The sequence below is a fragment of the Pseudoalteromonas sp. APC 3358 genome, from assembly GCF_030408075.1.
In the GTDB taxonomy this organism is placed as follows: domain Bacteria; phylum Pseudomonadota; class Gammaproteobacteria; order Enterobacterales; family Alteromonadaceae; genus Pseudoalteromonas; species Pseudoalteromonas arctica.
In genome coordinates this window covers 445746-459486 of record NZ_JASDCE010000003.1, presented here as the reverse complement: position 1 = coordinate 459486, position 13741 = coordinate 445746, and the positions used below count along the sequence as shown (strand labels likewise).

15 protein-coding genes are annotated in these 13741 nt (G+C 38.5%); 12 read left to right on the top strand and 3 right to left on the bottom strand.

Annotated elements, in window-relative coordinates:
• Nucleotides 1-5 precede the first annotated feature (5 nt).
• From QL995_RS07210 to tsaD, 3 genes are read left to right on the top strand one after another with little or no spacing between them, the layout of a single operon-like run.
• On the top strand, nt 6-359 hold the full coding sequence (locus QL995_RS07210; RefSeq protein ID WP_010554404.1) for a DUF2007 domain-containing protein: 354 nt from the start codon (nt 6-8) through the stop codon (nt 357-359).
• Complete coding sequence (locus tag QL995_RS07205) at nt 352-942, top strand: YjaG family protein (protein WP_290293835.1); 591 nt, start codon at nt 352-354, stop codon at nt 940-942. The genes QL995_RS07210 and QL995_RS07205 overlap by 8 nt, the downstream gene beginning before the upstream one ends.
• A 38-nt stretch (nt 943-980) precedes the next feature.
• Nucleotides 981-1994 (top strand): tRNA (adenosine(37)-N6)-threonylcarbamoyltransferase complex transferase subunit TsaD, encoded by a 1014-nt coding sequence (gene tsaD / locus QL995_RS07200; protein ID WP_007584734.1) that lies wholly within the window; start codon nt 981-983, stop codon nt 1992-1994.
• Between the two features lie 11 nt (nt 1995-2005).
• Here the strand turns inward: tsaD and plsY are convergent, their stop codons facing one another.
• Nucleotides 2006-2617 (bottom strand): glycerol-3-phosphate 1-O-acyltransferase PlsY, encoded by a 612-nt coding sequence (gene plsY / locus QL995_RS07195; RefSeq protein WP_007584736.1) that lies wholly within the window; start codon nt 2615-2617, stop codon nt 2006-2008.
• Nucleotides 2618-2847: 230 nt separating this feature from the next.
• Between plsY and folB the strand changes: the two genes are divergently transcribed.
• The 3 genes from folB to QL995_RS07180 are packed head-to-tail and all read left to right on the top strand — an operon-like array spanning nt 2848 to nt 4493.
• The gene (gene folB, locus QL995_RS07190; RefSeq protein ID WP_007584738.1) at nt 2848-3207 is read left to right on the top strand and encodes a dihydroneopterin aldolase; all 360 of its coding nucleotides are present in this window, start codon (nt 2848-2850) and stop codon (nt 3205-3207) included.
• Nucleotides 3208-3696 (top strand): 2-amino-4-hydroxy-6-hydroxymethyldihydropteridine diphosphokinase, encoded by a 489-nt coding sequence (gene folK, locus QL995_RS07185; RefSeq protein ID WP_007584740.1) that lies wholly within the window; start codon nt 3208-3210, stop codon nt 3694-3696.
• Entirely contained in the window at nt 3693-4493 is an 801-nt protein-coding gene (locus tag QL995_RS07180) for an undecaprenyl-diphosphate phosphatase (protein ID WP_007584742.1), read from the top strand. Before folK ends, QL995_RS07180 begins: the two co-directional genes overlap by 4 nt.
• Before the next feature lie 65 nt (nt 4494-4558).
• Here QL995_RS07180 and QL995_RS07175 read toward each other — a convergent pair whose 3' ends face one another.
• Complete coding sequence (locus QL995_RS07175) at nt 4559-5347, bottom strand: hypothetical protein (protein ID WP_007584744.1); 789 nt, start codon at nt 5345-5347, stop codon at nt 4559-4561.
• Between the two features lie 251 nt (nt 5348-5598).
• On the opposite strand from QL995_RS07175, the gene mpl reads away from it, so the two are divergent.
• Genes mpl through QL995_RS07150 form a run of 5 tightly spaced genes read left to right on the top strand, consistent with a single transcriptional unit; the run spans nt 5599 to nt 9944 of the window.
• Nucleotides 5599-6954 carry a UDP-N-acetylmuramate:L-alanyl-gamma-D-glutamyl-meso-diaminopimelate ligase gene (gene mpl, locus QL995_RS07170; RefSeq protein WP_290293834.1) on the top strand — a complete coding sequence of 452 codons (1356 nt, stop codon included), beginning with the start codon at nt 5599-5601 and terminating at the stop codon, nt 6952-6954.
• Between the two features lies 1 nt (nt 6955).
• Complete coding sequence (locus QL995_RS07165) at nt 6956-7576, top strand: flavin prenyltransferase UbiX (protein WP_002961027.1); 621 nt, start codon at nt 6956-6958, stop codon at nt 7574-7576.
• On the top strand, nt 7576-8505 hold the full coding sequence (locus QL995_RS07160; RefSeq protein ID WP_165736231.1) for an ABC transporter ATP-binding protein: 930 nt from the start codon (nt 7576-7578) through the stop codon (nt 8503-8505). Before QL995_RS07165 ends, QL995_RS07160 begins: the two co-directional genes overlap by 1 nt.
• Nucleotides 8506-9273: an ABC transporter permease gene (locus tag QL995_RS07155; RefSeq protein WP_010554413.1), complete on the top strand. Its 768-nt coding sequence runs from the start codon at nt 8506-8508 to the stop codon at nt 9271-9273.
• Nucleotides 9273-9944, top strand: coding sequence for an SAM-dependent methyltransferase (locus QL995_RS07150; protein ID WP_007584750.1), 672 nt, complete (start codon nt 9273-9275; stop codon nt 9942-9944). Before QL995_RS07155 ends, QL995_RS07150 begins: the two co-directional genes overlap by 1 nt.
• A 6-nt stretch (nt 9945-9950) precedes the next feature.
• On the opposite strand, the gene QL995_RS07145 is transcribed toward QL995_RS07150, so the two are convergent.
• Nucleotides 9951-11834: a GGDEF domain-containing protein gene (locus QL995_RS07145; protein WP_010554415.1), complete on the bottom strand. Its 1884-nt coding sequence runs from the start codon at nt 11832-11834 to the stop codon at nt 9951-9953.
• A 264-nt stretch (nt 11835-12098) separates the two neighbouring features.
• On the opposite strand from QL995_RS07145, the gene panP reads away from it, so the two are divergent.
• The gene (panP, locus tag QL995_RS07140) at nt 12099-13724 is read left to right on the top strand and encodes a pyridoxal-dependent aspartate 1-decarboxylase PanP (RefSeq protein ID WP_010554416.1); all 1626 of its coding nucleotides are present in this window, start codon (nt 12099-12101) and stop codon (nt 13722-13724) included.
• Nucleotides 13725-13741: the final 17 nt, after the last annotated feature.

Here is a 13741-nt window from a genome sequence, read left to right as displayed (position 1 = left end):
GAATATTGCAAAATATTAATAATAAAAATTCAACTGATAGCTCTTTTCAATGGGTTACAATTTATAAAGCCGAAAATACCCTTGAAGCTAATATTATTAAAGGTTTAATACAAACCAGTGGCATCGAATGCAAAATAAAAGGTGAGATGCTCCAAGGCGCATTGGGAGAAATTCCATTTGATCAAGCACAAGTTAGTGTGCAGGTTTATGCGATAAAAGAGCGCCATGCGCGCCAAATATTGGTAAACTATCAACAAGTAAAACAATCCGCTCCAGATTGGGTATGCCCTAACTGTAATGAGCATAATGGATCAACATTTGATTTTTGTTGGTCGTGTGAGACGTTAAAGAATGACTAAAGCAAATAATTTTCAGCGTATTAGAGAGCTTAACTATTTACAAAAAGCTGTTTTAGCAAGTGCTTTAATAGAGCGAATGCTGCCAAATTACGGTTTATTTAGCGAAGCAACGGGGTTTGGTGATGAAATCTTACTTCGTAATTCGCTTAATGTTTGTTGGGAAAAAATATTACTGCCTAAAAGTAAAATAGATCTCGAAAAACAAGTTGAAAAAATAGAACCGAATGTTCCTGAACTTGCTGATTTTGATATGTTTGGTACTTACCCTGCTATTGATGCTGCAACGTCTTTACTTAGCTTAATGCATGGTTTAATGGCGCAAGATGAGCAAGAGTTCATTAGTGTCAGTAAAATATCTCAAGCAACAGTGGCCCGCTTTATTGAATATCAAATGACGGTTGAAGGTGAGGTTGCAGATAACACGGCCGTTAGAGAGCATCCATTAATGCAATACGAAATTGAAGTATTAGGTGAGCTAATTGATTTTGTAGAAAATATGGGGCGTATTACCTCTGATAGCGTGAAGGCACTTAAAAAGTTTGCCCTAGAAGATGGCCAAACAAATATTGGCCTTACGTTATAAAAACAGCGAAGTGAAATTTTAAAGGCAGGAGAAGTACAGTGCGAATTTTAGGCATTGAATCGTCATGCGATGAAACAGGTATTGCAATATACGATGACGAAAAAGGCTTGTTAGCTCATCAACTATACAGCCAGGTAAAAGTACACGCTGATTATGGCGGTGTAGTACCGGAACTTGCATCGCGCGATCATGTTCGTAAAACGCTACCACTTATAGACGCAGCTTTTGCACAAGCGGGTTGCGGCCCAGAAGATTTAGACGGTATTGCTTATACTGCAGGCCCAGGTTTAGTTGGAGCATTATTGGTAGGTACTTCTATTGGTCGTTCATTAGCATACGGTTGGGATATTCCAGCTGTTGCTGTTCATCATATGGAAGGGCATTTACTTGCTCCGATGCTTGAAGAAAATATTCCTGAGTTTCCGTTTATTGCATTGCTTGTATCGGGCGGTCATACCATGATGGTTAAAGTAGCGGGTATTGGACAATACGAAGTACTAGGTGAGTCAGTTGATGATGCCGCAGGCGAAGCCTTTGATAAAACGGCTAAGTTACTTGGTCTTGACTACCCTGGAGGTCCGCGCTTAGCTAAAATGGCCGAACAAGGCGTTGCGAAGCGCTTTATTTTTCCTCGCCCGATGACCGACAAACCAGGTCTTGATTTTAGTTTTAGTGGTTTAAAAACTGCAGCATCAATCACTATTCGTGAAAATGACGACGACGATCAAACTAAAGCTGATATAGCGCATGCATTTCAAACAGCGGTTATTGATACGCTGGTTATTAAGTGCAAGCGAGCGCTTAAACAAACAGGTATTAAGCGTTTAGTAATCGCCGGTGGCGTAAGTGCAAATACACAGCTTCGACTGCAGCTTGAACGCGTAATGAAAGGTATGAAAGGCGAAGTTTTTTATCCGCGTACTGAATTTTGTACCGACAACGGTGCAATGATTGCTTATGCAGGAATGCAACGTTTAAAAGCAGGGCAATTTGCCACGCTTGATATGAAAACAAAACCTCGTTGGCCTATAGATAGCCTTGAGCCGATTTAATGACTCATATTTTAGATATTTTTGTTTTCATCGGTGGGTGCTTTTTTAGCACCCACTTTTGGTTCTTCCCCGCTAAATAATCGAATAATATTAGTACGGTGACGAAATATAATTAACAGCGTGATAAAAGTAACGGGAAGAGTATAAAGTGGTTTTATTAGCCATGTATATAAGGGCGCTAAAGATACAGCTACAAGCGCTGCCAGTGATGAATAGCGTGTTATTGCTACTATAACTAACCAAGTGCACACAAGTAAACCAGCCAATGATAAGCCAATAGGTAATAATGAGCCAAATGCCGTTGCTACTGCTTTACCACCTTTGAAGCTAAAAAATAGTGGGTACATATGGCCTAAGCAAGCTGCTACTGCGACTAAACCAAGCTCTAAAGGTTCAACTTCTAAAAAATAAGCCCCCCATACCGGAATAGTGCCTTTTAAAATATCAAACACTAAAACCAAGCAAGCCGGAAATGCTCCGCCTAATCTATAAACATTTGTAGCTCCTGGGTTGTTAGAACCACTATTACGAGGGTCAGGGAGTTTGAACAACCGCGACACTAGAATAGCCGACGAAATCGACCCAAGTAAATAAGCTAAAACAAACATTAAAGTGGCTAACACACGCTTCCTTATTTTTTAATTGCTATACCAATTGATAGTACTTTTAAGCTATTATTGGCAGCAAAATTTATCGTGAAAATTATTAACAGGCTATTTAATAGCTAGTTTGGTTATTTTGCTATTGTAGAAGTTATTTTCACATATTTAAACACTGGCTAAACCATATACAGTATTAATTTTATTGATGCCTTGTATAGTTGCTTAGTCGTTTGTTGTTATTTGGAGTATCAATGGATAAGGTTTTTATATCTCAATTGCACGTCGACACTATTATTGGAGTGTACGACTTTGAAAAAGAAAGTAAACAGAGCCTTTATTTTGATATTGAAATGCTTAGTGATATTAAGCCTGCAGCCGAAAATGACGATATTAATTTAGCACTGGATTACTCAAAAGTAAGCGAACGCGTTATTAAGCACTGCACTGCAAAACCTGTTGAGTTGCTAGAGACTTTGGTTGAGCAGTTGGCTGAGATTATTTTAAGCGAGTTTAATACGCCACAAGTTACTATAAGAGTAAGTAAACCTGCAGCAGTAGCACAAGCACAAACTGTGGGTGTTGAAATTACACGTGTTAAGGCAACTGACTAAATGGCTCAAATTTATATCAGCCTAGGGTCAAATATAAATAAAGCGCATTATATACAATGTGCATTAATTGCACTTAAGCAGCACTTTGAGCACATTGTGCACTCGTCTGTTTTTGAAAGTGAAGCAGTTGGGTTTGCTGGCAATAATTTTTATAATTCAGTAGTTGGCGCTACAACTGATATGTCGCTTGCTGATGTATGCGCTTTATTAAAACAAATAGAGCGTGATAATGGGCGTACAGCGAACGATAAAAAATTTAGTCCACGAACGCTCGATTTAGATTTACTGTTTTATGATGATGTAACTTGCGATTCCCCAGCGCAATTACCACGTGATGAAATAACTAAAAATGCATTTGTATTACAACCTCTGAGTGAGGTTGCCCCAGATTTTTATCATCCTGTAGCTAAGCAAACGATTGCGCAGTTATGGAATGAATATAATAACCCTCAACAAAAGCTATGGAAGGTGGAGTTTTCTAACCTATGAGTATTATCGAAATAATTATTTTAGCCCTCATACAGGGATTTACTGAGTTTTTACCAATATCGAGTTCTGCGCATTTAATTCTCCCATCGCAAATTTTAGGCTGGGAAGATCAAGGGCTTGCGTTTGACGTAGCAGTACATGTTGGTACTTTAATAGCCGTTGTTATTTATTTTCGTAAAGAAGTAGTAGATATACTAAGCGCATGGTTTAAATCTTTTGGTAAGCAAGGCACTACCGATGACAGTAAATTAGGCTGGTGGATTATACTAGGTACAGTGCCTGCCGCTATTTTAGGTTTACTTTTAAAAGACTTTATTGAGTTATATTTGCGAAGCGCTTGGGTAATTGCTACTACCACCATTGTATTTGGTTTATTGCTTTGGTACGCGGATGCAAAAGGGAAACAAATTAAAACTATTTATCAGCTCAATTGGAAAACGGCACTTATCATTGGTTTCGCACAAGCTGTTGCAATGATCCCGGGTACTTCTCGATCAGGTATCACGATGACAGCTGGTTTAATGTTGGGTATGAATAAGCAAAGCGCAGCGCGTTTTTCGTTTTTACTAGCGATTCCGATTATTTCTATGATGGGGCTTTATTATATTGCAGAGCTTGCACTGGGTGACCATGTAGTTGATTGGAATACATTATTGCTTGGTGTGGTGCTATCGTTCTTATCGGCTTATGCATGTATATTTATGTTTTTAAAAGTAATAGAGCGAATGGGTATGTTGCCATTTGTAATATATCGTTTATTACTCGGTGTCGGTTTGATTGTATTTTTAACGCTATAAACAAACTTAATTAGTAAAACCAAAAAAAAGCACCTTTAGGTGCTTTTTTTAGTTTTAAACTCAGCTTATAAATTTAATAAATAAGCTTCAATAAAACGGCGTTGGTTAGCGGCTTTTGGCGCTGTTTTAAATATAAGTGTATTACCATTTTTACGTAGTTTTAGCTCATTAGTAAATTTACATTCGATAGCATTGAACTGAGCTATGTCGTTTTTAAAACTTTGGTCTTTTTCGCACATGTATGCCATTTCGTTTGCAACTTGTGCACAAAATGAACCCACTGGATATTCTTTTAGGTTTTCATCATCAATGCTTTCCCAATCAACATTGGTATTTATTTTTAATCCGCATTGCTTATCTATTTCGCTATTAGCGGCAGCTATATTTTTTTGTTGATACCCTAAATGCTTTTCACGATTAAACTTCGCTAGTTTAGCTTGAGTACCTTTATTTAACTGTTGATCGTATTGCGCTTTTAAATCTTCAACAATGGCAGGGTTTGACTCTTCTTTTTTTGATAAGTAAATTCCATCACGAGTGTCTGGAATATAAAGATTGTAAGAGCAACAGCGGTAGCCTTCCTCAACACTTACTAAACTTCTTTGTGTACCATCGTAAGTATATTTGTAAGCTTTATTACTACCATGAGGTTTTAAATCGGTTAAAAATACAATGCCATCAATATCATGGTTTATGCCTGTTACTTTTACTAAAGCTTGTTTTTTATCTGTTGTTGGGGCAATAACAACATTAACGCCTTCGCCCGAACTTAGTTCTATTGGGTACTTAGCAAATTCCAAAGCAAAGCTTTTTTGACTAAGTAAAATACAGGCTATAAAGAATAGTTTTTTCATATTAAGTCCTTTTTAAGTTTTAAAGTTATACAGCAAGCTGGTTTATAACATTGATAATAATTGATTAAAAGCAATACAGGGTAGGTGAACGTGCCTATTTTTTGATTTTTAGCGTTTAAAAAACTAATTAACGTGTTTTTGGCACGAGTGAATTGTGCAGACGTACATAGTAACTAAGCACGAATTTTGGCATTATAGCGCCATTAAACTTTGCATAGCTGTAAAGTGAGCATACGATTTAAGGAAAGTATATGCATATACATATTTTGGGCATTTGTGGCACGTTTATGGGTGGTATTGCAGCCATTGCTAAATCATTAGGTCATAAAGTAACGGGTTCTGATCAAAACGTTTACCCACCAATGAGTACGCAACTTGAAGAGCTTGGCATTGAACTGACTCAAGGCTACGACGTATCTCAATTAGAGCCAAAACCAGATATGGTAGTTGTCGGTAATGCAATGAGCCGTGGTAACCCGTGTGTTGAATATGTGCTTGATAAAGGCCTGCCTTACACCTCAGGCCCTGAATGGCTTAAACATAATTTATTACAAAAATCGTGGGTACTTGCTGTCGCCGGTACGCATGGAAAAACAACCACAGCAAGTATGCTTGCGTGGGTTTTAGAGTATGCAGGTTTAAAACCAGGGTTTTTAATTGGCGGCATAGTCCAAAATTTTGGTGTATCGGCAAAAGTGGGTGAAACGCCATTTTTTGTTATTGAAGCCGATGAATACGACACTGCTTTTTTTGATAAGCGCAGTAAGTTTGTCCATTACCTTCCACGTACACTTATTTTAAATAATCTTGAATTCGATCACGCTGATATTTTCGAAGATTTGAACGCAATAAAAAAACAATTTCATCACTTAATGCGTACATTACCTCAAAGCGGCAAGGTAATTTGGCCTAAGCAAGACGTAGCGCTTAATGACGTAATAGCACAAGGGCTTTGGAGCGAAAGCGAAACGCTAGGCGATGATTGGAGCTATGAATTAATAAAAGCCGATGGTAGTGAGTTTAATGTACTTTTAAATAACGAAAAGCAGGGCACTGTTTGCTGGCAAGCAATAGGCGAGCATAACGTTAAAAATGCAATTATGACTATCGCAGCAGCGCGTCATGTGGGTATAGCTGTTGATCATAGTATTGATGCCTTAGGAGAATTTATTAGCCCTAAAAGGCGTATGGAGCTAAAGGCTGATATAAATAATATTAAGGTGTATGACGATTTTGCGCATCACCCAACGGCAATTAAAACTACGCTTGCAGGACTGCGCGCAAAAGTAGGCGATGAAAAAATTATCGCTATTTTAGAGCCGCGCTCAAATACTATGAAAATGGGTGTGCATCAATATACATTATTAGATTCACTGCGTGATGCTGACGACGTACTACTTTTTGAACCAGAGAATCTAAATTGGTCGCTAAAAGAGCAAGCAGATAAAGCGGGTATGCAATGCTATAGCAGCACACAAACAATTATTGATACGGTGCTTGAAAGTATTGAGCCTAATCAACATATTTTAATTATGAGCAATGGCGGCTTTAATGGCCTTCATCAACACCTTGTTGATGGCTTAGCTGATAAATACAGCGGAGAATAGTGTGCAATTTAAAGATAGAATTACGCTCGCTTTTAGTGGTGCATCGGGTGCGCCTTATGGGCTTAGGTTACTTGAAGTATTACTAGAGCAGCAATTTCAGGTCTACGTTCTCATTTCAAGTGCAGCACGCGTGGTGCTTGATACAGAATCAAATATTAAGCTCTCTGGTAATGAAGATAAAGCCACAGAGCAGTTAAGTACGCTGTTTAATGCCAAACCTGAACAGCTAAAAGTATACGGTAAAGATAACTGGTTTAGCCCTGTGGCTTCGGGCTCTGCTGCTCCTAAAAAAATGGTGGTATGTCCATGCAGTGCTGGATCGGTTTCTGCAATTGCAGTAGGGGCGTCAGATAACTTATTAGAGCGCGCCGCTGATGTGGTAATTAAAGAACGCGGACAGTTAATTTTAGTGCCGCGCGAAACACCGTTTAACGAAATTCATTTAGAAAACATGCTTAAGTTATCTCGTTTAGGTGTGACCATAATGCCAGCAGCGCCTGGCTTTTATCATAAGCCACAAAGTATTGAAGACTTAGTTGATTTTATGGTGGCGAGAATTTTAGATCATTTAAATATTGAACATAACCTAACAAAACGTTGGGGTTATGGTGAGGGTAAGTAATGAATAAGCAAAATATTGCTTTAAATATAGAAGGCCTTACCAAGGTTTATAAAAATGGTGTTGAGGCTATTAAAGGCGTTGATTTGCAAGTTAAAGAGGGCGACTTTTTTGCTTTACTTGGTCCAAACGGAGCAGGTAAATCAACCACCATTGGTGTTATTTCGTCACTTGTTAATAAAACAAAAGGCAAAGTAGAAGTATTCGGTTGTAATATTGATACTGACTTAGAAGCTGCAAAAGCGCATTTAGGCTTAGTGCCGCAAGAGTTTAATTTTAGCCAATTTGAAACGCTTAGCCAAATACTTGTTAACCAAGCCGGCTATTATGGTGTGCCACGTGGCGAAGCCCATAAACGTGCTGATAAATACTTAGCGCAACTTGGCTTACTTGAGAAAAAAGACAAACAAGCACGTACGCTTTCAGGCGGTATGAAACGCCGCTTAATGATTGCGCGTGCCCTTATGCACGAACCCAAGTTGCTTATACTTGATGAGCCAACAGCGGGTGTAGACATAGAACTTCGTCGTTCAATGTGGGATTTTTTACGCCAAATAAATGAGCAAGGCGTAACTATTATTTTAACTACGCACTACCTTGAAGAAGCAGAGTTACTGTGTAAAAACATCGCCATAATCGATAATGGCCGAATTGTTGAAAACACGACCATTAAAGCATTGCTTGCAAAGCTTGATAAAGAAACCTTTATTTTAGATTTAAAAATGCCAGCAAGCCCTGTAACGCTTGAAGGCTATAAATTTACCATGACGGACGATCATACTGTTGAAGTGGAAGTCGCTAAGTCTCAAGGCTTAAATGCGGTTTTTAGTGCATTAACAACTCAAGGTAATACTGTATTGAGTATGCGAAATAAAGCAAACAGATTAGAAGAGTTATTTGTTGGATTACTAGAGCAAGGGCGGGGCGAATAAATGTTTAAATATGGCGTAGCCTTAAAGAGTTTGTGGATCAAAGAGTGCATTCGTTTTTTACGTATTTGGGTGCAAACTTTAGTACCGCCAGCAATTACGATGAGCTTATATTTTGTTATTTTTGGTAACTTAATTGGTTCACGCATTGGCGACATGGGCGGCTTTAGTTATATGGAGTTTATTGTACCTGGCCTTATAATGATGTCGGTCATTACCAATTCCTATTCCAACGTAGCCTCTAGTTTTTACTCAACAAAGTTTCAAAAAAGCATTGAAGAGCTTTTAGTTGCACCTGTACCTAACTACATCATTGTTCTAGGTTATATGGGTGGCGGTATGACGCGCGGTATTATGGTGGGCTTTATAGTTACCTGTGTGTCGTTATTATTTGTTGATATTCAAATTCATAATATTTTTGTAATTATAGCGACGGTTATTTTAACCTCAGCCGTGTTTGCTTTAGGTGGCTTAATTAATGCGATTTACGCAAACAGCTTTGACGATATAAGCATTATCCCCACCTTCATACTAACGCCACTAACTTACTTAGGCGGTGTATTTTATTCAATTACGTTGCTGCCTGAATTTTGGCAGAATGTATCACAAATCAACCCTATAATTTATATGGTTAACGCATTTCGTTATGGCTTTTTAGGTGTGTCGGATGTTGATTTGAGCGTGGCTCTTGGGGTTATTTTAGTATTTATAACAGCGTTATTTACATTAGCGCTTACATTGATCAAAAAAGGTGTGGGGCTAAGACACTAATGAGTGATGCAAATTCACGTAGTATTGTATCTAATCAAGCGGGTATTCACGAAAAGCTTGATGAAATAGTAAATAAGCACTTAGATGCTGAATTTAAAAAGCCAATTGCAGCGCATACCCAAGCCGCATTTGACGAGGTTAATGCTAAAGTACAAGCCTTTAGTGGCCCGCTTATTTTAGACTCGTGTTGTGGCGTGGGTGAAAGCTCAGCTAACTTAGCTAAGCGCCACCCTGATGCACTTATAATTGGTATTGATAAATCGTCGCACCGATTAGATAAGCACGATGTTGAATATAAGCAAACCGACAGTGGTCAGTACATCTTAGTGCAAGCAGACTTAAATGACTTTTGGCGTTTAGCGGTAGCTGCTAATTGGCAACCTACGCACCATTATTTGTTGTATCCAAACCCGTGGCCTAAATCTAAGCATATTCGTAGACGCTGGCATGGCGCGGCTATTTTTCCATTTATCGTTAAGTTAGGTGGAAAATTAGAAGTGCGCAGCAATTGGGATATTTACGTTAAGGAGTTTGCTCGGGCGCTTGAATTAACAGGCAACCCTTGCGATGTAACGCTTTATGAGTCAGACGATGCAATTACGCCTTTTGAACGTAAATACTGGGCCAGTGGCCAGCAAAGCCACCGACTCGTTATAAACTTACCTCGCTAAAGTAAGTTAAAGTGCTAATTCTTCTTCTATAACCGTACTAACATGTGACACTGGGTGGGCAAAGTAGTTGCCTTGCATTAGTGTCACATTCGCCTTTTTAAGTGCGGTTACTATGGTTGCATTTTCTACCGACTCTGCCATTAATTGCAAACCAAGTTGATTAGCAAAACTGGCTATATGTTCAATAAATAAATAGATATCTTTGTCATTCACTATTTGCTTTATTAGTGCGCCATCTAGCTTAATACCATCTACTTCCAGCTTAAGTACGTTTGATATATTTGAATAACCACTACCAAAGTCATCAATAATAACCTTAACGCCTTTCGTTTTAACCATTCCAATAAATGCTTTCACCTCAGAAAAGTTGGCAATAGCTTGGGTTTCTAAAAGCTCTAGTGTGATATTACCAGGATGCGGGTAGCGCTTAAGTTCGTCCGCAATAAACTCACTTAAATTAGGGTCGAGCATATCTTGTGCTGTTATATTTAAACTCCAGCAAATATCGGTTTTTCTAAAGCGACTAACACATTGTGAAAATATAGTACGGGTAAGTATTCCGTCCATTCTTGAGCGAGTAACAACATTTAAAAATGCATCAGGTTTCAACACTTCCCCTTGCGCCGTTACCATTCGAGCTAAACATTCGTATTGAACGACCTTGTTGGTATTTGTATCAATAATGGGTTGAAAGTAAGGCACTATACGGTTGTTATCAAACGCTTCACGCACCTCTTTAGCCATTTCAACATTGTATTGATATTGCGTTTTTACATCGTGTAGCGCTTTTGAGTAGTTAACTACGCTATGCCTGCCTTGTTTAGCTTGCAGCGCCGCTATATGAGCGTTTTCAAGTAGTAGCGATTTATTGCCACTGGCAATACCTGCACATAGAGTTATATAAATAAAAGGGTCAGTTAACACTGGGGTATTAAAGTTATATGTTTTTACGAGATCGGTAAATTCGTCATTACTCATTTCTTTAGGAGCGAGTAATACTATTTTGTTGGTTGCTAGTCTGTATATATGGCAATGCGCAGAGCTTCTGAGTTTAAAGTGAATAAGTAAGTTTTTCATTACTTTGTCACCCACTTCAGTGCCGTAGAAACTGTTTATATCTTCTATTTCATTAACCCAAATAACGGCTAACTGCATGTGATGAGCATTACTTTTTTTAATAAAGTACTCAAGAGCAATATGATTTGAAAAACCAGTACTTGAGTCAGTTGCTAAAGAGCGCTTTAGTAAATAAATATATATGGCGGCAACTAGTATCGCGATAAAAAAGAAGAAGCTCGCCATGGCAGCTGCTTTTGATACGCTTTCTTTAAGTTTCTCGTTTAAATTGTAAATAGTTATATCGGCACCCGTTAAATAGGTATTGCCGTTAATAGGGTCAACGTAAGGAATAAAAATAGTTTTAAAGTGGCCCCACTGATCGCTCGATATTTCAAATACAGGCTCGGTTGAGTAAAAAGCACTTATATTTGCATCGGTAGCTTCAGGGTAGAGATCTAAAAATTGAGTTACTTTGCCATTATTCTGATCGTCTTGCGTGTAGCTTGATGAGCTAAAAAGAACCTTTCCGTCTTTTAAAATCATTGAATACACATAAGCAATATCAAGTGCTTGAGCAAACTCAGAGAGCTGTTTACTCTTATTTTGATAGTAAGAAAAACTTATGTTGTCGCCTTGATTAACCGCACTTAAGTAATTTTCACCTAGAATATGTTTAACGCTGGTGGCGGCATTAAGTAAGCGATTATCAACCGACTGCATTATTTCAGCACGCGTGGTTTGGTATGTGTAGTAAACATAGGTAAGCAAGCTTATTAAAAACAAGCTAAAGCCTGCCACTATCCAACTAACTTTGACTCTTCCTTCTGGCATATGTGTCCCTTTTTTGTTATCAAATTTATTATACCCAAAATAAGTAAATGCCCAATAAATAATTAGGTTTGGTAGAGTTTTAATTAAATTATCATTTTTTTGTCATCGCTTTGATTGCTTTTATAGGTTTAAACGAGACATTTTAGTTATATTGCAGTAAAGTTACCGCAATTTTTAAAGAAACACGATTGCTCTAAATGTCCTAATAAGTAGGCGTTTTTGATGGGTAAGCGCGTGTTTTAGCTACACACACTAGGTATTGAGATGGATCAAAAGCGTTGTGCCGTCGCCTCTAAAGAAAGCCTTAAGCGTATATTTACTGTACCTGAAGCGCCAGACTCAACTTTAAGCAAAATCGAGCTTGAAATTTCGAGTAATTTAGCAGGTTTTCTAAACGAGAATATAGCGGCAATTGAAAAACCATTACATGAAATCGAAAAAGATTTTCAGTCGGCAGTGATCCCAGAGGATCCAACGTTTGTATCTGCTTATGCCCAAGACATAATGGAGCAACTTGTTGCGCATTCTGTACATACAGCTGCGCCTAGCTTTATTGGTCACATGACCTCTGCCTTGCCGCATTTTTTATTACCTCTGTCAAAATTGATGGTAGGGCTAAATCAAAATCTAGTAAAAATAGAAACGTCTAAAGCGTTTACGCCTCTTGAACGTCAAGTGCTTGGAATGATGCATCATTTAGCTTATGGGCAAGAAGATTCATTTTATTCTAAATGGATGCACAGTGCTAAAACCTCACTTGGTGCATTTTGCTCTGGTGGAACGGTTGCTAATATTACTGCGCTTTGGATTGCTCGAAACCGCTTATTAAAACCCGATGGCGATTTTAGAGGTATCGGCGCACAAGGCCTAATTGCCGGTATGCTGCATTACGGCTATAAAGGTTTAGCAGTATTAATATCAGAACGCGGACATTACTCATTAGGTAAATCGGTTGATTTACTCGGTATTGGCCGCGATAACTTAATTGGTATTAAAACCTGCGAAAATAATAAAGTTGATGTAGGAGCTATGCGCGAAAAAGCACGTGAGCTTGAATCGCAAGGCATTAAAGTAATGGCGATTATTGGGGTAGCGGGTACAACCGAAACCGGTAATATTGACCCACTTGATGAAATGGCTGACTTAGCACAAGACATTAACTGCCATTTTCATGTAGATGCTGCATGGGGAGGAGCAACCCTTTTATCGAACACGCATCGCCCTTTACTAAAAGGGATTGAGCGAGCAGATTCAATTACCATCGATGCACATAAACAAATGTATGTACCAATGGGAGCGGGTTTGGTTTTATTTAAAGATCCCGCTGCAACTGATGCAATAGAGCATCACGCTGAGTACATATTACGTAAAGGTTCAAAAGACTTAGGTAGCCACACGCTTGAAGGCAGCCGACCTGGTATGGCAATGTTAGTACATGCTTGCTTACGTGTTATTGGTCGTAAAGGTTACGAAATGCTGATTGATCGAAGCATCAAAAAAGCACATTACTTTGCTGATTTAATTAAAGCTGATGAAGACTTTGAGCTTATTTCAGAACCTGAATTGTGCTTATTAACGTATCGTTATGTACCTAAGAAAATTAAACAAGCAATAGCTGATGCAGATGCTGCAACTCGGTTAGATATTTTTGCCTCTCTGAATCGTTTTACTGCCAGTATGCAAAAACGTCAGCGAGAGTCTGGTCGCTCATTTGTATCACGTACTCGTTTAACGCCTTCTAAATACGACAATCAACCTACAGTTGTATTTAGAGTGGTACTTGCAAACCCGCTTACATCAGGCGCTATTTTAAAAGAGATATTAGCTGAGCAAAAAGAGTTGGCTGCAACAGATCCGGTATTCAAAAAATACCTAAGAAAGTATATGTAATCTGAATACAAAAAAGG